At 69.3% G+C, this 20,236-nt stretch carries 22 protein-coding genes; 19 read left to right on the top strand and 3 right to left on the bottom strand.

Features of this window, described 5'->3' with window-relative positions:
- The 14 genes from VMJ70_05715 to nuoI form a co-directional block, all read left to right on the top strand.
- Positions 1-597 (top strand): MotA/TolQ/ExbB proton channel family protein (locus VMJ70_05715; protein HTO90610.1); only part of this gene is annotated, 597 nt, incomplete at its 5' end.
- Positions 594-1,001, top strand: coding sequence for a biopolymer transporter ExbD (locus tag VMJ70_05710; protein ID HTO90609.1), 408 nt, complete (start codon positions 594-596; stop codon positions 999-1,001). The genes VMJ70_05715 and VMJ70_05710, both read left to right, overlap by 4 nt.
- Positions 1,001-1,657, top strand: coding sequence for an energy transducer TonB (locus tag VMJ70_05705; GenBank protein ID HTO90608.1), 657 nt, complete (start codon positions 1,001-1,003; stop codon positions 1,655-1,657). The genes VMJ70_05710 and VMJ70_05705 overlap by 1 nt, the downstream gene beginning before the upstream one ends.
- Complete coding sequence (gene tolB / locus VMJ70_05700; GenBank protein HTO90607.1) at positions 1,654-2,928, top strand: Tol-Pal system beta propeller repeat protein TolB; 1,275 nt, start codon at positions 1,654-1,656, stop codon at positions 2,926-2,928. Before VMJ70_05705 ends, tolB begins: the two co-directional genes overlap by 4 nt.
- Positions 2,929-2,973: 45 nt before the next feature.
- On the top strand, positions 2,974-3,525 hold the full coding sequence (gene pal, locus VMJ70_05695; GenBank protein HTO90606.1) for a peptidoglycan-associated lipoprotein Pal: 552 nt from the start codon (positions 2,974-2,976) through the stop codon (positions 3,523-3,525).
- Positions 3,526-3,596: 71 nt separating this feature from the next.
- Positions 3,597-4,298 (top strand): tol-pal system protein YbgF, encoded by a 702-nt coding sequence (gene ybgF / locus VMJ70_05690; GenBank protein HTO90605.1) that lies wholly within the window; start codon positions 3,597-3,599, stop codon positions 4,296-4,298.
- 150 nt (positions 4,299-4,448) lie between these two features.
- Complete coding sequence (locus VMJ70_05685; GenBank protein HTO90604.1) at positions 4,449-6,011, top strand: hypothetical protein; 1,563 nt, start codon at positions 4,449-4,451, stop codon at positions 6,009-6,011.
- 50 nt (positions 6,012-6,061) lie between these two features.
- Positions 6,062-6,919, top strand: coding sequence for a TIM barrel protein (locus VMJ70_05680; GenBank protein HTO90603.1), 858 nt, complete (start codon positions 6,062-6,064; stop codon positions 6,917-6,919).
- A gap of 31 nt (positions 6,920-6,950) precedes the next feature.
- Positions 6,951-7,595, top strand: a complete 645-nt coding sequence (locus VMJ70_05675) for an MBL fold metallo-hydrolase (GenBank protein HTO90602.1) — start codon at positions 6,951-6,953, stop codon at positions 7,593-7,595.
- The gene (locus tag VMJ70_05670) at positions 7,592-8,641 is read left to right on the top strand and encodes a DinB family protein (protein ID HTO90601.1); all 1,050 of its coding nucleotides are present in this window, start codon (positions 7,592-7,594) and stop codon (positions 8,639-8,641) included. Before VMJ70_05675 ends, VMJ70_05670 begins: the two co-directional genes overlap by 4 nt.
- Positions 8,638-9,333, top strand: a complete 696-nt coding sequence (locus VMJ70_05665; protein HTO90600.1) for a hypothetical protein — start codon at positions 8,638-8,640, stop codon at positions 9,331-9,333. Before VMJ70_05670 ends, VMJ70_05665 begins: the two co-directional genes overlap by 4 nt.
- 5 nt (positions 9,334-9,338) lie before the next feature.
- The gene (locus VMJ70_05660) at positions 9,339-9,866 is read left to right on the top strand and encodes a molybdenum cofactor biosynthesis protein B (GenBank protein ID HTO90599.1); all 528 of its coding nucleotides are present in this window, start codon (positions 9,339-9,341) and stop codon (positions 9,864-9,866) included.
- Positions 9,867-9,869: 3 nt separating this feature from the next.
- Positions 9,870-10,424: a dCTP deaminase gene (gene dcd, locus VMJ70_05655; protein HTO90598.1), complete on the top strand. Its 555-nt coding sequence runs from the start codon at positions 9,870-9,872 to the stop codon at positions 10,422-10,424.
- 75 nt (positions 10,425-10,499) lie between these two features.
- Positions 10,500-10,946: an NADH-quinone oxidoreductase subunit NuoI gene (nuoI, locus tag VMJ70_05650; protein ID HTO90597.1), complete on the top strand. Its 447-nt coding sequence runs from the start codon at positions 10,500-10,502 to the stop codon at positions 10,944-10,946.
- On the opposite strand, the gene VMJ70_05645 is transcribed toward nuoI, so the two are convergent.
- Positions 10,937-11,938 (bottom strand): glycosyltransferase family 4 protein, encoded by a 1,002-nt coding sequence (locus VMJ70_05645; protein HTO90596.1) that lies wholly within the window; start codon positions 11,936-11,938, stop codon positions 10,937-10,939. The two genes, nuoI and VMJ70_05645, sit on opposite strands and share 10 nt — an antisense overlap.
- Positions 11,939-12,231: 293 nt before the next feature.
- On the opposite strand from VMJ70_05645, the gene VMJ70_05640 reads away from it, so the two are divergent.
- Together VMJ70_05640 and dnaK are read left to right on the top strand one after the other, a co-directional pair.
- Positions 12,232-12,681 (top strand): Hsp20/alpha crystallin family protein, encoded by a 450-nt coding sequence (locus VMJ70_05640; GenBank protein HTO90595.1) that lies wholly within the window; start codon positions 12,232-12,234, stop codon positions 12,679-12,681.
- Between the two features lie 62 nt (positions 12,682-12,743).
- Entirely contained in the window at positions 12,744-14,663 is a 1,920-nt protein-coding gene (gene dnaK / locus VMJ70_05635) for a molecular chaperone DnaK (protein ID HTO90594.1), read from the top strand.
- Between the two features lie 78 nt (positions 14,664-14,741).
- On the opposite strand, the gene VMJ70_05630 is transcribed toward dnaK, so the two are convergent.
- Positions 14,742-16,058: a nucleotide sugar dehydrogenase gene (locus tag VMJ70_05630; GenBank protein HTO90593.1), complete on the bottom strand. Its 1,317-nt coding sequence runs from the start codon at positions 16,056-16,058 to the stop codon at positions 14,742-14,744.
- A gap of 291 nt (positions 16,059-16,349) precedes the next feature.
- On the opposite strand from VMJ70_05630, the gene VMJ70_05625 reads away from it, so the two are divergent.
- The 3 genes from VMJ70_05625 to VMJ70_05615 are packed head-to-tail and all read left to right on the top strand — an operon-like array spanning position 16,350 to position 19,464.
- Entirely contained in the window at positions 16,350-17,144 is a 795-nt protein-coding gene (locus VMJ70_05625) for a fumarylacetoacetate hydrolase family protein (protein ID HTO90592.1), read from the top strand.
- Positions 17,141-18,772, top strand: a complete 1,632-nt coding sequence (locus VMJ70_05620; protein ID HTO90591.1) for an amidohydrolase — start codon at positions 17,141-17,143, stop codon at positions 18,770-18,772. The genes VMJ70_05625 and VMJ70_05620 overlap by 4 nt, the downstream gene beginning before the upstream one ends.
- Entirely contained in the window at positions 18,769-19,464 is a 696-nt protein-coding gene (locus VMJ70_05615; GenBank protein HTO90590.1) for a sigma-70 family RNA polymerase sigma factor, read from the top strand. Before VMJ70_05620 ends, VMJ70_05615 begins: the two co-directional genes overlap by 4 nt.
- Here VMJ70_05615 and VMJ70_05610 read toward each other — a convergent pair.
- Entirely contained in the window at positions 19,439-20,233 is a 795-nt protein-coding gene (locus VMJ70_05610; GenBank protein ID HTO90589.1) for an undecaprenyl-diphosphate phosphatase, read from the bottom strand. The two genes, VMJ70_05615 and VMJ70_05610, sit on opposite strands and share 26 nt — an antisense overlap.
- Positions 20,234-20,236 lie beyond the last annotated feature (3 nt).

The raw sequence follows: 20,236 nt of genomic DNA, 5'->3' as shown, positions 1-20,236 counted from the left end.
CTGATCACGGTTTCGGTGTACTCGTGGGCCGTCATCTGGAATCGCCTGCGGCTCTACTCGCGGGTCGAGTCGGCCGATCGCGGGTTCCTCGCCGCGTTCCGAAGGCTGGCGGGCGGCGGCGATTGCCGGCTCCTCTGCGAGCAGCATCCGCTCTCGTTCCTCTCGCGGCTCGCGCTCACCGGGCAGCAGGCGCTCGACCGGCACGCCACCGATCCAGGGCTCAGCTTCGAGCGCCGCTGGGATCTCGCCCAGCGCGCCATGGATCGCCGTGCCGGCGAAGAGAGCGCGCGCCTCGAACGTCACGTCGGCTTCCTCGCCACCACCGGCAGCGTGGCGCCCTTCGTCGGGCTGATGGGAACGGTTTGGGGCGTGATGAGCGCGTTTCTCAACATCGGCAGCCAGGGCTCCGCCTCGCTGGTGGTGGTGGCGCCGGGCATCGCCGAGGCCCTGATCGCGACGGTCGCCGGTCTGGCGGCGGCGATTCCCGCGGTGGTCGCCTACAATCACTGCCTCGCGCGCCTGCGCGAGTTCGCCAACACCGCGGGGCAGTTCTCGAGCGAATTCCTCGACCGCCGCCTCTCCGGGACCGGCGCATGAAGCTCGGGCCCAGCCGCATGCCGCTGGCCGAGATCAACGTCACACCGCTGGTCGACGTGGTGCTGGTGCTGCTCATCATCTTCATGGTGACCGCGCCCTTCCTTCAGGGCGGTCTCGAGATCAATCTGCCCAAGGTGGCCTCGCGCGGCCTCGACGTGCGCGAGGGTCTGGTGATCAGCGTGCGCGCCGACCGCACCGTGGCGGTGGGCAACTCGGTGGTGGCGATCGATCGTTTCGAGGACGCGCTGGCGCAGGCCGGTGCCGCGCGGCGACCGGTGTTCCTCAAGGCCGATCAGCGCGTGCCCTACGGCACGATCGTGGATCTGATCTCGCGATTGAGGCGCTCCGGGGTGAGCAGCCTCGGCCTGGTGACGGAGCCGCCGCCGCGCCAGGTGACGCGCTGATGCGGGGCGCGGTCACGGGCTCGGCGCTCGTTCACCTCGGCCTCTTGATCGCCATGTTCGCCCTGCAAACGCACGCGCCCCGCCTGATCACCGGACCCGACGTGGTGCGCGTCGCCCTGCTCGAGCCCACGCCCGAGCCGCCGACGCCGGCGCCGCCGGTCGTTCAGCCGGCGCCGGCAGCGCCCGAGCTCAAGCCCGAGGAGGGGAGCGGGGTCAAGCTCACGCCGCCCAAGCCCCCCAGGCCAAAGCCGGCCGCGAAGCCCCCGGCGCAACCCGAGAAGCCGCCCCCGCCCGCGCTGACCCTGCCTCCGGCCTCGCTCGGCCGGCCGGGGCTGCAGGGCGATCTCACCGTCGACGCCGGTGACTTCGAGTTCAACTACTACCTGTTGCTGGTGCGCAATCGGATTGCGGAGAACTGGTCGCCGCCCGCCGGGCTGGTGTCGGGGGGCCAGCCGATCCGCGCGGTCGTGTATTTCCGCGTGCTGCGCGAGGGGGGGCTCGCCGACGTGCGGCTCGAGTCACCGAGCGCCGCCGATTTCTTCGATCGTTCGGCCCTGCGCGCGGTGGTGCTGAGCGATCCCATGCCGCCGTTGCCGGCCGGGTTCAAGGGCGCATCGCTCGGTGTTCACTTCGGCTTCGAGTACACGACGCCGTGAGCGGCCGACGACTCGCCAGGAGCGCCTGGCCGCTGCTGCTGGCGCTCACGCTGGCGATGCCGGCGCGAGCCCAGGCGCCGACCGAGGTGCGCATCGACATCAGCTCGGGCGGGCACCGCATCCGCATCCATTGCGAATCCCTCAATCCCGCCGGGGATCGAAATCCGCGCGTGCCGAGTGTCCAGGCCGACGAGGTGATCGCCAATGATCTCGAGAATTCCGCGGTGTTCACGGTCAGCCGCGGTTGGGTGCAGGGGCAGCAGCCCTTCGACGTCGAAGGCGTGGTGGGAGGGAGGTGGGAGGTCCACGGCAGCCGCGTCTCGCTGACCGGCGAAGTGGTCGACTTCCCCGCGCGGCGCTCGATCTTCAAGCGCGACTACAAGGGGTCGACCGACGAATGGCGGTCGCTCGTGCACCGGTTCGCGGACGACGTCGTCCAGCAGTTCACCGGCGAACCGGGCGTGGCCTCGACGCGCATCGCCTTCGTCGCCAGGACCGGGCGCGACAAGGAGCTGTATGTGATGGACAGCGATGGGGCGAATCTCAAGGCGCTCACCGCCGATCACTCGATCGTGGTCTCGCCCTCATGGGCGCCCGACGCCTCGCTGATTCTGTTCACGTCCTACCGGGGCGGCTCGGGACCCCAGATCTTCGTGACTCCCGCGGGCGGCGGGCGGCTCTACCTGGTGTCGGGTCGGCCCGGGCTCAACATCTGCCCGTCGTATTCGCCCGATGGTCGCGACATCGTGTGCACGTTGAGTCAGGATGGCAATTCCGAGATCTACATCACCGACGCCCGCGGCGGCAATCCGCGCCGACTCACCGACAATCGCGCGATCGACACCTCGCCGGCGTGGTCCCCCACCGGCCGCGAAATCGCCTTCACCTCGGATCGCAGCGGCACGCCGCAGGTTTATGTGATGGATCGCGAAGGTGGTAATGTGCGCCGCCTGACATACGAAATCAGCTACACGGATTCTCCGGCCTGGTCTCCGCGCGGCGATCGGATCGCGCTGGTCTCGCGCACGGCGGGAGGATTCGACATCTGGCTGGTGAACGCCGATGGGAGCCAGCCGCGCCTGATCGTGACCGGCGGGAACAACGAGAACCCCCACTGGTCTCCGGATGGGCGACAACTGGTGTTCTCATCGGACCGCGAAGGGAACCGCGCGTTGTATGTGTCCGATCTCAGCGATCGGCAACCCCGTCGGATCGACACGGGAGGGCTGGCCGCCTTCTCGCCGGCGTGGTCGCCCCGGGTGAATCGCTAGGGAACTTGCCTCTCCGGCGGACTGCCGGGCTTCTGGGAGGATCGCATGAAGAATCCGAAGCTTCGCACTGTGGTCGCGCTCGCCCTGTTCGCGGGCGCGCTGATGCTGGGGAGCTGCGCCAAGAAGGCCACGCAACAGCCTCCAACGCCCGCCACGCCGCCTCCCGCGCCCGCGGCGACTCCTCCTCCGGCTCCCACACCGCCGCCGACGCCGGCCCCGGCCCCGGTGCCGACGCCGACGCCGCCTCCTCCGCCTACCGCCAGCGTCTCCGATCTCCAGCCGGCGTTCTTCGACTACGACTCGGACGCCCTGCGTGACGATGCGCGCGCGGCGCTCGACAAGGACGCCAAGCTGCTGCGCGACAATGCCGGCTGGCACATCACGGTCGAGGGACACTGCGACGAGCGCGGTACGGTCGAGTACAACCAGGCGCTCGGCGAGCGTCGCGCCAACGCGGCTCGCGATTATCTGGTGCAGGCCGGCATCGATGCGTCGCGTTTCAAGGTGATCTCGTACGGCAAGGAGCGCCCGTTCGCTGAAGGACACGACGAGTCGGCGTGGTCCCAGAATCGTCGGGCGCAATTCGTCTCTCAGTGAGATTGAACGCGCTTTGGAATGCGGTCGTCACGCGGGGCCCGGCAGGACCGGGCGCCCGCGCGGCGGGCGCAGTGGCGGCGCTGCTCGCCGCCGGCGCGATCGCGATGAGCGGCTGCGTGCCGCCCTCGCTGATGACGCTGCGCGGTGACGTGGACAGTCTGCGCGTGGTGGTCGACACGCTGGTGGTGCGCGACTCGATCGCCTATCAGACGCTGCTCGACATCCACCGCGAGGTGAGCGAGCAGCACGATCTGTTGCTCAGCACGCGTGCCGCGACCGGCACCGACACTCAGCAGCAGCTCGATCAGATGAGCCGGCTGGAAGCGAGACTCGAGGACGTCATGGGCCGGTTTCAGCAGCCGTCGCAGCATGCGCCCGCCACTCCGGCCGCGGCCGATGCCGGCCAGCTGTACGACCAGGCCGCCCTGGATCTCACTCAGGGACGCTATTCAATGGCGCTGCAGGGCTTCCGAGAATTCGTGAAGCAGAACCCCGGCAGCGAGCTCGCCGATAACGCGCAATATGGGGTGGGCGAGTGTCTGTTCGCGCAATCGCAGTTCGACAGTGCGGCGGTCGAGTACGCCAGGGTGGAGACCCAGTGGCCGAAGGGTGACAAGGTGCCGGCGGCCCTCTACAAGCGCGCGCTGTGCGAGGACAAGCTCGGCAAGGACGCCGATTCCAGGAAGACGCTCGAGGACCTGGTCAAGCGCTTCCCGCTCTCCGGAGAGGCGCAGCTGGCGCGCGAGCGCCTGTCAACGGGCGGCCGCCACTGATCTCACCGAATGGTAGCGACCCGCCACGGACCGGGCGGAACACGGGGATCTAGCCGTCCGGGAGCGGCAGGGCTCGTCGCGCTCCTGCTCCTCGGCATTTCGCCGTGCGGCTCGCGGGCGGCCGATGACCCGGCGCCGGCGCCGGCCTGGATGGCGCCCGACACGACGCGCGTGACCGACGTTCCGGCGCTCGAAGGCCTTCCGATCCGCAACATCGAGATCACCTCGCGCAATATCTTCGATCCGCTTCCGACCGGCGCGCTGCGTCCGATCGGCCGCATGGCCAACAAGCTGCACGTGCGCACCCGGAAGCAGACGGTCCGCGATCAGCTCATCCTTCGCCCGGACGAGCGATGGACCACCGATCGCGGGCGGGAGGCCGCGCGCCAGCTGCGCATGCTGGGATTCCTCGAGCCCGATCACATCTCCGCGCGCCCGGTGGGCGACTCGGTCGAGGTCGCGGTCCAGACCCACGACTTCTGGACCACGCAACCCGAGTTCGACGTCCAGCAGGCTTCGGGCGGCCACTTCGGCTCACTGGCGTTCAGCGAGCGCAATTTGCTCGGGCTCGGCAAGTCGCTGACGCTCGCCTATCGCGAGGACCCGGTGGGAATCACGCGCGGCATCGCTCTTCACGATCCGGGCTTCGCGGGCACGCGGCTGCAGCTCGATTACGACGCCTCGCGCGGCACCAGCGGCGCCACCGATTTCTTCGGTGCCGCCGTGCCCTTCTATGCCGAGGACACGCGGCTGTCGTTCGGGGGGCTCGGGAACCGCGCCACCAGCCAGTCTCATCTCTTCGAGAACAACACCGAAGTCGCGGTCGTTCCCCAGCACCTCGAGGAGACCGAATGGTTCTTCGGGCGGGGGAGGCGCGACGACGGCAACATCCTCCGCTGGACGACCTCGTTCTACACGCTCGACCGGCGACTGGGCGCCACCCAGTACTCGCCATCCCAGCCGCCCCCGGCCGCCTTCATCGGCCCGGAGGAATCCCTGAGCCTGCGGCGCCTGGCGATTCAGGCGCGCTTCTGGAAGCCCGACTACGTGGAGCGCATTGGCATCGAGCGCATCGATCGGGTCGAGGACTACGATCTCGGCCCGTCACTGGCTGTCAAGGGCGGATACGCGCCGAAGGCGTTCGGCAGCACGGCCGACGAGGGCTATGCGCAGGGACAGCTCGATCTCGGGGCGCAGACGCGGTTCGGGTTCGGATTCCTGCGCTCGGCGCTGTCGACCCGCCTGCGGCGCGGGCCCCGCGAAATGCTGGCCACGCTCGAGGCGCGATGGATTCGGCAGCCCAGTCTCTCGCATTCGCTGGTGTTCGGGCTCACGGGAACCGGCGGCTACAACATGCCGCGTACCTTTCAGGTGACGATCGGCGGGTTGAACGGCCTGCGCGCCTATCCCGTGCACGCCGTGGCCGGCACCCAGGTGCTGCGCTGGAACGTCGAAGACCGCCTCACCCTGGTTCGCGACGTACTGCAGATGGCCTCGCTGGGCTCGGCGATCTTCTATGACGGCGCCAACGCTCGGGGTCCGGGCAGCGAAGGTGCGGGCTCCTTCCACGACGCCGGGTTCGGCCTGCGGATCGCGCCGCCCCGCTCGGCGCTGGGTCCGGTGTTTCGGGTCGATCTCGCCTGGCCCATCCACCCCACGCGCGACGGGAGGCGCCAGCCGGTGCTCTCGGTGGGCTCGAGCCAGGCGTTCTAGGCTCGCCCTCCTTGACCGCGGTCTGAGCCCTCCGTACCGTGCTTCGCGCCATGGACCCCACGCCTGATTCGCGCCTCGCGCCGGAGCGCCCGCGCTTCGGGACCTCGGGAATTCCGCGCTCCAGCGCTCGACCCGCCACCGAAGCCGGCATTCGTCGGGCCGCCGAGCTGGGCCTCACCTGCCTCGAGATGGCGTGGGGGAACGGGGTGCGAATGAAGCCCGAGACCGCCGATCGCATCGCCCGGGCCGCACGCGAGACCGGCCTTGAGCTGACCGCCCACGCTCCCTATTACCTCAATCTGTGCGGGGACCGCGACACCATCGACCGCAGCGTTCGGCGCCTGATCGAGACCGGCGTTCTGGCCGCGCGCTGCGGCGCGCGCAGCTTCTGCTTCCACCCGGGTTTTCTCGGCGGCCAGGATCCGCACCACGCACGGGTGCGGGTGTGGCGTGCTCTGCTCGAAGTCACCCGCGCCCTTCGCGAGCGCGGCGTGGCGATCGACGTGCGTCCCGAGCTGACCGGCAGGCCTTCACAGATCGGCTCGTTCGACGAGACGCTGATGTGGTGCGAGATGATTCCCGGAGTTCGACCCTGCATCGACTTCTCGCATCACTACGCCCGGCTGCAGGGCGAGCCCAATCGGTTCGACGACTTCGCCGACATGCTCGAAATCATCCGCCGCCGGCTGGGTCCCGAGGCGCTCGAATCCCTGCACGTGCACATCGCCGGCATCGAGTTCGGCCCCTCGGGGGAGCGGCGGCACGTGCCGCTGCGCGAGTCCGCATTCCGCTACGGCGAATTGTTGCGCGCGCTCAAGGCGCTGGGCGTCCGGGGCTGGGTGGTGTGCGAGAGTCCGGCGCTCGAGGACGACGCGGTGCACCTGCAGCAGAGCTGGGAGGCGGCCTGAGCGGCGCCGCGCCGCGCTCGCCGATTGCCCCGTGCCGCTGACGGCGATCACGCTCAATCTCGGCCCGCTCGACAACAACACCTTTCTGCTGGTGGACGATGCCACTCGCGTCGCGGCCGTGATCGACGTGGGCTTCGAGCCCGAGGCGGTGCTCGAGCGCATCGCGCGCGAGCGCGTGAAGCTCGAGCTGCTGCTGCTCACCCACGCGCACTACGATCACGCCTGCGGCATGCTCGCGGTGCAGCAGGTGCTGCCGTTGCCTTGCTGGCTCCATCCCGCGGATCGCCCGCTGCTCGCGCGGATCGCGGAGCAGGGCATCTTGTTCGGCCTGCCGCCCGCCGATCCGCCGGTCGACCTGCGCGACCTGGCCGACGGCCAGCGCCTCGCGATCGGCGAATCCGCCCTCGAGGTCATCCACACGCCGGGACACTCTCCGGGCGGAGTCTGCTTCCGGCACGGCGACGATCTGTGGGTGGGCGACACGCTCTTCGCGGGTTCGGTGGGACGCACCGATCTGCCCGGCGCTTCGTGGGAGCTGCTCGAGCGGACGATCCGGACCCGGCTGTTCACGCTCGGCGACCAGGTGCGCTGCTATCCAGGGCACGGGCCCGCCACCACGATCGGCATCGAACGCCGGACCAATCCCTTCGTGGGCGAGCGCGCGGTGCTGGGATGAGCCAGGCGACCGGCTGGCAGACTCACCTCGAGATCGACGCCAGCGTGTTCCTCGCCACCGGGGCGGTCGTGACCGGATCCGTGCGCATCGGCCCGCGCGCCAGCGTCTGGTTCCACACCGTGATTCGCGGCGATACCGACCGGATCGAGGTGGGCGAGGAGACCAACCTGCAGGACCTGAGCGTGGTCCACGTGGACGAGGGCCAACCGGCCCTGATCGGCTCGCGAGTGACGGTCGGGCACCGCGCGGTGGTGCACGGGTGCGTGATCGAGGACGAATGCCTGATCGGCATGGGTTCGATCGTGCTCTCCGGTGCCCATATCGGCACCGGCTCGCTGGTGGGGGCGGGCGCCCTGGTGCGCGAAGGCCAGCAGATCCCGCCCGGGAGCCTGGTGGTGGGAGCGCCGGCACGGGTGCTGGGACCGGTTCAGGAGTCGCATCGCGCCGCGATCCGCGACGGCAACCGTCACTACGTGGCGCTGTCGCGCGAGTATCTGGCGCGCGGATTCGGCCAGCCGATCCCGGCGGCGGATCACCCGCTCGGAGTGCGCGGGCTCCCGCCCGCGGCGATGAGTCACCTCGAATGGGGCCAGCGGCTGGCCGCGCTGGCCGAGGCGCCGGGCTGGGCGGCCTCGCTCCTCGAAGTGAGCGGCGAGGCGCGCTGGACGCGCCGGCCGGGCCCGGATCGCTGGAGCGCTCACGAGGTCGTCGCCCACCTGCTCGAATCCGACGCCCACGTGTTCGGACCCCGCCTCGAGCGCTTGCTGCGCGAAGAGCGTCCCGAGCTGCCCGAGGTGGATCTGATCGCGATCCGCGCCTCGGCCGGCACCCCGGGGCTCGCGCCCCGGGCGCAGATCGAGCGCTGGCGCGAGTCGCGGCGGACGGCGCTCGAACGGCTCGCGCCGCTCCGATCCACCGAATGGGCGCGACGCGGAATCCATTCGCGACGCGGTCCGTACTCGGTCGCCGACGCGGTGCGGTCGTGGGTCGAGCACGAGGCGTCGCACCGGCGGCAGATCGAGCGCGCGCTCGCGGCCTCGCGATGATCCACGTTCCCGGCCGTTTCGACGCCCCGGTTCCCCGGCTGATCGACGCCCTCGGGGCGCGCGGTCATTCGGTGGTCGAGTCGGAATCGCCGACCGGCGGGCCCGGGGCGACGCTGCTGCTCGCCCGACCGGTGGACTGGATGCGGCTCGGAGTGTGGTTCGGTTCGTGGCACGTCGCGCGCGGGGCACGGATCCTGGTGCTGAGCCGCATGGGGGTTCACCCCGACGCGCGAGCGGAAAGCCTTCGCGAGCTGTGGCGCCTCGAAGAGTACGCGCGCGTCAGCCTGATCCCGACCCTGGTCCTTCGCCTGGCGCCGCTGATCGGCGAGTCGAGCCCGTTCTGGAGCCGGCTGAAGTCGCGGCCGCGGCTCGGGCCTTTCGCGCGCTCGCTGGTGATGCCGGTGCTCGAGCGCGACGTAGTCGAAGTGATGCATCACGCGCTGTCGCAGAGCGGGACCTGGGAGGGCTGGTTCGACATCGCCGGGCCCGAAGCCCGGACGCTGGCCGAGTGGTCCGAGCTGGCCGGCGGGCCGCCGGCGGGTGTTCCGGCGGGCTCGGCGCCCGAGCCGGCGTGGGAGCCTCCGCTCGAGGAAGTGGCGGAGCAGCGGCTGGCCGAATCCGAACTCTGGCAGCGGCGGTTCGGGTTGCGCGCCGGCGACGTCGCCACGTGGGCCGAGCAGCAGGCCCGGTGACGCCGATGCGCACGCGCCGTGGAGCGCATGCCGCGCGCCGGCGGGGTGAGCGCGCCGCCGAATGCGTGGTGGTGACGGTGAGCGACACGCGCGGGAGCAGCACCGACGTGAGCGGGGCACGCGCGGAAGCGCTGCTGCGAGCGGCGGGGCATCGGGTAATGGAGCGCCGCTGGGTACGCGATCGAATCGCGCCGATCCGGCGTGAACTGCGCCGGGCGCTGGCCACCGGCGCCGACCTGGTGCTCCTGACCGGCGGCACCGGCGTCTCGCCCCGCGACGTGACTCCGCAGGCGGTCGAGCCGCTGCTCGACCTCGCGCTGCCGGGATTCGGCGAGCGCTTTCGCGATCGATCGTCCCGCCAGGTCGGGGCCGCAGCCTGGCTGTCGCGCGCCGGGGCCGGGGTGGCTCGCGGGCGGCTGGTGGCCTACCTTCCCGGCTCCCCGGCGGCCGTCGAGCTGGGACTTCGCGAGCTGCTCATTCCCGAGCTGACCCACGCCCTGCGACTGCTCGGACGACTCACCCCCGGAGACTGACGAGTGTCCATCAAGCCCGACCACTGGATCCGAAAGATGTGCCGGGAATACGGCATGATCGAGCCGTTCGAAGAGAAGCAGGTGCGCGAGGGCGTGGTGTCATACGGAATCTCTTCCTACGGATACGACATCCGCGTGGCCGACGAATTCAAGATCTTCACCAACGTCATGTCCACCGTGGTGGACCCCAAGCACGTGGATCCGGCCTCGATGGTGGACTTCCACGGGCCCATTTGCATCGTTCCGCCCAATTCGTTCGCGCTGGCGCGCACCATCGAGTACTTCCGGATTCCGAGAAATGTCCTGACCATCTGCGTCGGGAAGAGCACCTATGCCCGCTGCGGCATCATCACCAACGTGACGCCATTCGAACCGGAGTGGGAGGGTCACGTCACGCTCGAGATCAGCAACACCACGCCCCTGCCCGCCAAGATCTACGCCAACGAGGGGATCGCTCAGGTGCTGTTCTTCGAGAGCGACGAGCCCTGCGAGACCTCGTACCGCGACAAGGCCGGCAAGTATCAGCGGCAGCGCGGCATCACGCTGCCGCGTTTGTGAGCCGCGCGCTTGCGCCGGCGATAGCCGCTGGATATTCTGCCTTGGTCGGGGATTCGTGAGTCACGCGGAGGCGGAATGCTGAAAGAGCTGGCGACGGGGCTCGGCGTCACGTTCGAGAACCTGTTCCGAAAGCCGTTCACCGTCCAGTATCCGGACGAGCAGCTGCAGATGACCCCCCGCTTCCGCGGGCTCCACATCCTCACCCGCCACGAGGACGGTCTCGAGCGGTGCGTGGGCTGCGAGCTGTGCGCGGTGGCCTGCCCGGCCGACGCGATCTTCGTCAAGGCCGCGGAAAACGATCCGAACCGCCCGAGCTCCCACGGCGAGCGCTACGCCGAGCGGTACGAGATCAACATGCTGCGCTGCATTTTCTGTGGCATGTGCGAGGAGGCGTGTCCCGAGGACGCCATCTACCTCGAGAAGGACTTCGAGCTCTCCGACTACCGGCGCGACGCGTTCATCTATACGAAGGACGAGCTGCTGGTGGGCCGCGAAAAGTCGGGCTACCTGCCTCAGCGCTGAGCCCCGCCGGCGGCGCCTTCCGCCGGCAGCTGGCTCAGGAGCTTCTCGGCCAGCCGATCCCAGCTCCATCGTTCGAGCCCGAGCGGCGCCCGACTGCTGAGCCTCGCGCGCAGCTCCGGATCGCCGAGCACGCGACGCAGCGCGCGCGAGAGAAACCATGCGTGGCGCACGCGAACCATCAGGGCGTTGTCGCCATCACGCGCGAAATCGGTGGTGCCGCTCGGCGTGCAGACCACCGCCGCCCCGCAGGCCATGGCTTCGAGCGCGGTGTTGCACCAGCCGGCCTTCCGCTCGGCCGCCACGAACACGTGACAGGACTGGTAGAGCCGGACCAGCTGGTCCTGGCTCGGATTGATCACGAAGCGGGCGCTGCTCGGCAGCCGCGCGCCCTCACGCGGGTCCTGAGCGTTGCCGGGCCCGAGACTGTCGAACAGTACGGTCTCGAACTCGGGAACGCTGCGCCGCACCGCCTCGAGGGAGGCGAGGATCAGATCGGTGCCCTTCTTTTCGCGCGAGCGCCGGCCGTTCAGGAGCACGCGCAGCGGTCGATCGGCGCGCTGCTCGGGCGCGGGATGGAACTGTTCGAGCCGGATGCCGCCGATGCCGTCGAGCACCGGACGGCGAGCGCGCGCGGCGAGCGCGCGGCGGAGCGGGCCCGAATTCGCGGCCAGCAGCAACTCGCGGTCGCGGAGCGCCAGGGCGAGTCCCGGGTCGCGCTCGAGCACGCAGTAATAGAGGTGGCGGGCCGACTCGTGGCGGCGAAACGCATCGAAGGTGTGCGGGTCGGCCGAGATGGCGAGGTCCGAGCGCTGGTGGCGGGCCGCTTCGAGCTTGCGCACCTCGCCGGCGAATCCCAACCAGGCGGGCGGCTCGCCGCCGGGATGGAAGAGCATCACGGCGTGGCCACTCGCCGTCCAGCTGTTGCCGAGCTCGAGAAAGCGGCGGACGCCGCCGAATACGCCGACGTGGGGGAGAAACAGCGCGATCTTCACGCGCGGCACCTTAGCGGCTCGGCGAGGCGCGCCCAAGGGCTCCAGCGCCTGGCGCAGTTCGATTCGAAACGCCGGCCGTTCGCGAGCGAAACGCCGGCGTTGCGGACGTGAACGCGATCCGCGGCAACCGCCGACATCCGAATTGAATCCGGCTCCATAATCCACTGTCGCTGAAAGGGTTGGCCAGGCGATCCGAGGCTGGTACGAGGCCTGCTTTGAATGGGGGCCGGTGCATCCGTCATCCCGTCCGGCGATTCGAGCCGGGCGTCACATCATCAGGAGGAACTGCAATCATGACCACTCTCATGCGCTGGAGTCCGTTCTTCTCGGGTACCCGCAAGCTCGATCGTTGGGGCACCGACTTCGACCGGCTGTTCGACGGTCTCGTGTTCAGCCCGGGCGGCCAGGTCGCGCGCTTCTCGCCGGCCACCGACATCCAGGAGACTCCCGAGGCATTCATCGTGCGTCTGGATCTGCCGGGCGTCGCACAGGGCGACGTCAAGGTGAGTCTGCTCGGCGACGAGCTGACCATCAGCGGCGAGCGGAAGCAGGACGAGGCCCGCAAGGAAGGCAGGCTGGAGTATCGGGAGCGGGTGTTCGGCAGCTTCCAGCGCGGCTTCACCCTGAGTGCGCCGGTGCAGGCGGACCAGGTCAAGGCCACCTTCAAGGACGGAGTGCTCGAGGTTCACGTGCCCAAGGCCCCGCAGGCCCGGTCGCGTGAGATCGAGATTCAGGTCGGCTAAGCTCTCGGAACGAATTCGCGGCTCGCGCCGGCCGGAAGTCATCCGGCCAGGCGCGACCCCGCGTGAAAGGTGAAAGGAACATCATGGGCAAGGTCATCGGTATTGATTTGGGAACCACCAACTCGTGCGTCGCGGTGATGGAGGGTGGCGAGCCGAAGGTGATCGCCAACGCCGAAGGATTCCGCACCACGCCGTCGGTGGTGGCGTTCTCCAAGGCCGGCGAGCGCCTGGTGGGTCTGGTCGCACGCCGGCAGGCGGTGACCAATCCCAAGAACACCATTTATTCCATCAAGCGCTTCATGGGGCGCAAGTACGACGAAGTGACGGGCGAGATCAAGCTCGTTCCCTATGAAGTGACGCGTGGCCCGAACGGGGACGCCCGGGTGCGCGTGAGCGGTCAGGAGTACTCGCCGCCCGAGATCTCGGCGATGATCCTGCAGAAGATGAGGCAGACCGCCGAGGAGTATCTGGGCGAGAAGGTCACCGAGGCGGTGGTCACCGTTCCGGCCTACTTCAACGACAGCCAGCGCCAGGCCACCAAGGACGCCGGGCGCGTGGCCGGACTCGACGTGAAGCGCATCATCAACGAGCCGACCGCCGCGGCGCTCGCCTACGGTCTCGACAAGAAGAAGGACGAGAAGATCGCGGTCTTCGACCTGGGTGGCGGCACGTTCGACATCTCGATCCTCGAGATCGGCGACGGCGTGTTCGAGGTGCGTTCCACCAACGGCGACACGCACCTGGGTGGGGACGACTTCGATCAGAAGGTGATCGACTGGCTCGCCGCGGAGTTTCAGAAGCAGGAAGGCATCGATCTGCGCCGCGATCCGATGGCGCTCCAGCGGCTCAAGGAGGCGGCCGAGAAGGCCAAGTGCGAGTTGTCGGGAACGCTTCAGACCGACGTGAATCTGCCGTTCATCACCGCCGATCAGAACGGTCCCAAGCACATGAACATCACGCTCACTCGCGCCCGGCTCGAACAGATCGTGGCCGACCTGATCGAGCGCTGCCGTGGCCCGGTGATGCAGGCGCTGAAGGACGCCGGACTGCAGGCCTCGCAGATCGACGAGGTGGTGCTGGTCGGCGGCTCGACGCGCATGCCCAAGGTGCAGGAGCTGGTGAAGGAGATCTTCGGCAGGGAGCCGCACAAGGGCGTCAACCCCGACGAAGTGGTGGCGGTGGGCGCCGCCATTCAGGGGGCGGTGCTGGCGGGCGACGTGCGCGATGTCGTGCTGCTCGACGTGACGCCGCTGTCGCTCGGCATCGAGACCCTCGGCGGCGTGATGACGCCGCTCATCACGCGCAACACCACGATTCCGACTCGCAAGATGGAGGTGTTCTCGACGGCGTCCGACAGTCAGACGTCGGTCGAGGTGCACGTCCTCCAGGGCGAACGGCCGATGGCGCGCGACAACAAGACCATCGGGCGGTTCCACCTCGACGGCATTCCGCCGGCGCCGCGCGGAATCCCTCAGATCGAGGTGGCGTTCGACATCGATGCCAACGGCATCCTCCATGTCTCGGCGAAGGATCGGGCGTCGGGGAAGGAGCAGAGCATCCGCATCGAGGCCTCGAGCGGGCTGAACGAAGCCGACATCCAGAAGATGGTGCGCGACGCCGAGGAGCATGCCGGCGAGGACCGCAAGCGCAAAGAGGCGGTCGAGGCCCGCAACCGGGGCGACGCGCTGGTGTACGAGATCGAGAAGAACCTGAAGGAGCACGGCGAGAAGCTCGAGGCGGGCCTCAAGGGCCGCATCGAGGAGTCGCTCGGTCGCCTGCGGGAGGCGCTCAAGGGTGAAGACCCGGCGGCGATCACCTCGGCGAGCGAGTCGCTGCAGCAGGCATGGCACGAGGCGGCGGCGTCGCTCTACCAGACGGCCGGAGCGGGGGCGCAGTCACAGCCCGGTCCGAAGCCTGAGCCCGACACCGAGAAGAAGAGCGGTTCGGGGGCGGTCGACGCCGACTTCGAAGTGATGAACTAGTCTCGCCTCGGAAGGGATCGATCGGGCGGCGGAACGAGCACTCCGCCGCCCGTTTCGTCGTCGAGTCCGGCGCCGCGACTAGAGGCGAACGATCTTCGGCGAGCTCCGGCCCTTGAGCGCGTTCCGCGTGTCCACCACGGTGCGCGCGTATTTGAGCAACATGGGGTAGGAGACATTCGAGTGCGCGGTGGCCACCACCACGCAGTCGAATCGCCGCAGCTGCGTGGGAGTGAAGGGCGTGCTCTTCAGCCGCTTGCCGCCGAACTCGATCGAGGGCACGTAGGGGTCGTGGTACTCGATGCGCGCGCCGTGCTCCCGCAACTTCTCCATGATGTCGAGCGAGGGGCTCTCGCGGACGTCGTCGATGTCGGCCTTGTACGCGACCCCCAGCACCAGCACCCGAGAGCCATGCAGCGAGCGACCGCGCCGGTTCAAACCCTCGGTCACCAGGCTGACGACGTGCTCGGGCATCTGCCCGTTGACGTAGCCGGCCAGCTCGATGAATCGCGCCTCGAATCCGCTGGCGCGCGCCTTCCACGACAGATAGAAGGGGTCGATCGGGATGCAGTGACCGCCGAGACCCGGGCCGGGAAAGAACGGCATGAAGCCAAACGGCTTGGTGGCGGCGGCCTGGATCACTTCCCACACGTCGATCTTGAGTCGCGCGCACATCAGCGCCAGCTCGTTCACGAGCCCGATATTCACGCTGCGGAAGGTGTTCTCGAGCAGCTTGACCATCTCGGCGACCTGGGTGGAGGAAACCGGCACCACCTTTTCGAGGCGCTGCCGGTAGAGTGTGACCGCCACCCGCGAGCAGGCCGGCGTGACGCCGCCCACCACCTTCGGAATGTTGCGGGTATTGAAACGCGGGTTGCCGGGGTCCACGCGCTCGGGCGAGAAGCACAGGAAGAAGTCCCTGCCCACTTCGAGCCCGGTCTTGCGCAGCTCGGGCAGGATCAATTCGTCGGTAGTGCCGGGGTAGGTCGTGCTTTCGAGCACCACCAGCATGCCGCGATGAAGGTATTTCTTGACCTGCTCGGTGGCGGCCACGATGTAGGAGACATCCGGGTCCCGCTGCTTGGAAAGCGGCGTCGGCACGCAGATGTTGACCGTGTCGCAGCGCCTGAGCACGCTGAAGTCCGTGGTGGCGCGCAGCTTTCCCGAACGCACCAGCTCGCGGAGCTCGGCGGTCGGAACGTCCTGGATGTAGGAGTGTCCGCGTTGCAACTGTTTCACTCGCCGCTCATCGATGTCGATGCCGGTCACGGTAAAACCGGCCTGCGCCATCTCCACCGCCAGCGGCAGGCCGACGTAGCCGAGGCCGATGACCGCGAGGTGCGCTCGGCGGGACTCGATCCGCCGGATGAGCTGCTCGGCGGGACTGGAGCGGGACATTCGGGACTTCGCGGAGGCGCGACGAGACATGCGGCGCGCAAGCTAACAGACGCATGGACGTCGCGCAATTCACAGGAAGTTCCGATTTTTTTCTTGACCCGAGGTCACGCTCCCATCGAGACTCCGACCCCGGAGCGAGGCCTCCTGTTCATCCTGTGATACTGCGCCGGCGCGTCATGAAAGCGAAGTGGACGTGCCATCGTTTCGGGCTCGCTGAAGCGCTTCACGGACAGGACGGGGGCCTCCTCCCTCGTTCGAGCGCGCCTCCTCGATGTGCCATCATCGCGCGCCATGGCGACTCCTCCCGGCAGAATTCTCCGCGTTCGAGCCAACGGCCGGGTGTGCTTCGCGCGCTCGAGCGGCGAGGATCTCGAGCTGCTCGACGCCGAACCCTGGAACGACGGCCGCGCCACCGGCGAACGGCTGAAGCCGGGCGCATGGACGCTCCTGCCGCCCGCCGTGCCGACCAAGATCGTCTGCGTGGGACTCAACTATCGCGCGCACGTCGCCGAGAGCACCACCGTGATCCCCGGAGGCGGCGAGGTCCCCAGGGAGCCGCTGATCTTCCTCAAGCCGCCGAGTGCCGTGATCGCGAGCGGCGAGGCGATTCGCTATCCGCCGAGCGTCACGCGGCTCGATCCCGAGGCCGAGCTGGCCGTGGTGATCGCGCGGCGCGCCCGAGCGGTTTCCGAGCGTGACGCGCTCGATTTCGTCGCCGGATATACGTGCTTCAATGACGTCAGCGCGCGCAATCACCAGCGCGAGGACGGCCAATGGACAAGGGCCAAAGGCTTCGATACCTTCGCGCCTCTGGGCCCGTGGCTCGCGGTGGATCTGGGTCCCGAGGGGCTTCGCGTCGAGTGCCGCGTCAACGGCGAACGCCGCCAGCTGGGCAACACCTCGGACCTCATCTTTCCCATACCGATTCTGATCGCGCATATCTCGCGAATCATGACCCTGGAGCCGGGCGACGTGATCGCCACCGGGACGCCGGCCGGCGTCGCGCCGGTCGTTCCCGGAGACGTGATCGAGGTCGAAGTCGAGGGGATCGGGGTGCTCAGCAATCGAGTCGAGGCGGCAAGGTGACTTCTGAACGGGCGGATCTGGTGATCCGCAACGCGCGCGTGTGGTCCGAGGGCGCGCTGCGGCCCGGCGCCGACGCCGTCGCCGTCCGCGACGGGCGCGTTCGCGCACTCGGTCCTTCGCACGGGCTCGACGCCTGGATCGGGGAGGGCACGCGGGTCGTGGATGCGCGCGGCACCACACTCACCCCCGGGCTCACCGACGCCCACATCCATTTGCTCGAGTGGGCGCGCGCGCTCGACCAGATCCCGCTGCGCGACGCTCGATCGAGTGACGAAGTGGCGCGCCGGGTCGAGCGATTCGCCGCCGCCCGGCCAGGCGATGAGGCGCTGATCGGCCGGGGCTGGGACGAGAACGAGTGGCCGGTGCCGCCACGCCGCGATGCGCTCGATCGCGCCGCGCCGCGCCGACCGGTGCTGCTGCACAGCCACGATTTCCACGCGCTGTGGGTCAACGGCGAGGCCCTGCGCCGCGCCGGCATCACCCGTGCGACGCCCGACCCGGCCGGCGGCCGGATCGAGCGCGACTCCAACGGCGAACCGACCGGCGTGCTGCGCGAGCACGCGGTGCGTCTGGTCGCCGAGCTCCTGGCCTCCGAGGACGACGAGGCCGATCTGGAACGGCTCGGCCGCGCCTCGGCGCGGCTGCTGGCCTGGGGAGTCACCGGCGTCCATTCGTTCGAGGGCCCGCGCGCCCATCGGCTGGCCCGGCGGCTGACGGGCGGCGCGGGGAGTCGCGTGCGGGTGCTCATGCACCTCGCTCACGCGGGACTCGACGCGGCTGGCGAGCTGGGACTCGCCAGCGGACTCGGCGACGACTGGTTTCGCGTCGGCGCGATCAAGCTGTTCGCCGACGGCACGCTCGGCTCGCGCACCGCGGCGGTGTTCGAACCTTACGCGGGCAGCACGGATCGAGGCATGGAGCTGATCGGGCCGGCCGAGTTGCGCGAGCTGGTGGGGCGCGCCGCCTCGGCCGGGCTGGCGATCGCGATCCACGCGATCGGCGATCGTGCGGTGGCCCACGCGCTCGACGCGATCGAAGCCGCGGGAGAGAGGATTCGCAGGCCGCCGCTTCCGCCGCGCATCGAGCACGTGCAGCTGATTCGCGAGGCGGATGTGGCCCGCTTCGCGGCCCTGGGCGTGATCGCGAGTCTTCAGCCTTCGCACGCCGTGGCCGACCGGGAGCTGGTGGCGCGCGCCTGGCCGGATCGCACCGATCGGGCGTACCCGGCGCGCTCTCTGCTGTCGGCCGGCGCGCGGCTGGCGCTGGGTGCCGACGCGCCGGTCGAGCCACCCGATCCCTCGCTCGGGCTCCACGCCGCGGTGACGCGCCGCGCCCCCGGCGACCCGGGCGTACCCTGGCTCGCCGCGCAGACCCTCACACTCGATCAGGCGCTCACCGGATACACCGAGGGACCGGCCCGGGCCGCCGGCCAGTGGCCGCGGCTGGGAAGAATTGCGATCGGCTCACCGGCCGACCTGGTGGTGTGGGACGCCGACCTGCATGCCTTGCAGCGCGACGCGCTCGCCCTGGCGCGGCCGCGGCTGACGGTGCTCGAAGGCCAGGTCGTTCACGAGGCCACCGAACCGGCGCCGAAGCCCGCGGGCCGCGCCATCCAGGTGGCATCGTGAACTCGGGACGCGACCCGTCGTCGAATGACGGCGCGGCCGGAGTTCCGCCGCCGATCGCCTCGGCCGCCTACCACGAGCTGCCCGACGCGCAGCTGGTGGTGCGCACGCAGCGCGGCGATTCCCGCGCGTTCGACGAGCTGGTGAGGCGCTACCGCGACAAGGTCTACCGGCTGGCGTTCAAGATCCTTCGCCACGAAGAAGACGCGGCCGAGGCGCTCCAGGACGCATTTCTCTCGGCGTTTCGCGGGCTCAAGAACTTCAAGGCCGAGTCCACCTTCTCGACCTGGCTCTACCGCATCACCACCAATGCCGCGCTGATGAAGTACCGGAAGCGCCGCGAAGGCCATGTGTCGCTCGAGCAATCGCAGAGCCGGGACGACGACCTCCAGCCCATGGAGCTCGCCGACTGGTCGCAGATTCCCGAGGATCAGCTCGAGGACCGCGAGACGTGGGAGGTGCTGGTGCAGGCGGTGGACCAGCTGCCCGAGGATCTGAAGGTGGTGTTCTTCCGGCGCGACTGGCTCGAGGAATCGAATGCCGAGGTCGCCGACGCCCTGTCGCTGAGCGTCGCGGCGGTCAAGTCGCGGCTGCATCGCGCTCGAATCCAGCTGCGCGATCGTCTCAATCGCCACTTCGCGGGCAAGATCGCGCGACGCGCGAAAGAGCTCAGCCGGCGTTCCGAAGACGAATGAAGATGAACAGAGCGAGCGCGGCGCGGTAGACGAAGAACGCGCCGAACCCGGCGCGACTCAGCCAACGCAGGAGGCCACGGATGGCCAGCAGCCCCGTCACCGCCGAGAACAGCACTCCAATCGCCAGCGTCGAAGCGGGAATGGTGTGCGGCACGTGGCGCAGCTCGAGCAGCCCGGCGCCGAAGGTAATCGGCGTCGCGAGCAGGAACGAGAAGCGCGCCGATGAGACGCGGTCCATGCCCACCGCGCGTCCGGCGGTCATGGTGATCCCGGAGCGCGACACTCCCGGCACCAGCGCCAGCGCCTGCGCGAAGCCCACGCCGATGCTGGCAAGCCAGCCGGGCGATTCCTCGCGCCGGCCGGGCGGCGCGAAGCGATCCACCGCCCACAGCAGCGCGCCGAACACCAGCAGCATCACCGCCTGGATCGGAAGCGCTCGAAGCCGGGTCTCGGCGAGATCCTGCAGCAGGTATCCGGCCACCGCGCCCGGCACGCTGGCCGCCGCCAGCTTGGCGAGCAGATCGAAGGACTCCCGCTGGCGCGGCGTATTCCGCGCGAACAACCCGGTCACCAGCCGCCACCAGTCGCCGGCGAACGCCACCAGCAGCGCGAACAGAGTGCCCCAGTGAAGCGCCACGTCGAACGCCACGCCCGCGTACGGCCAGCCAAGCAGGGTGGGAACCACGTAGAGATGCGCGCTGCTCGAAACCGGAAGGAATTCGGTGAGGCCCTGCACCACACCGAGCACTGCCGCCTGAATCGGCGTCACCGG

The sequence above is a fragment of the Candidatus Sulfotelmatobacter sp. genome, from assembly GCA_035498555.1.
GTDB lineage: Bacteria > Eisenbacteria > RBG-16-71-46 > RBG-16-71-46 > RBG-16-71-46 > DATKAB01.
Note: the sequence above shows the minus strand (reverse complement) of the source record. Positions and strands in the feature narration are given on the sequence as shown.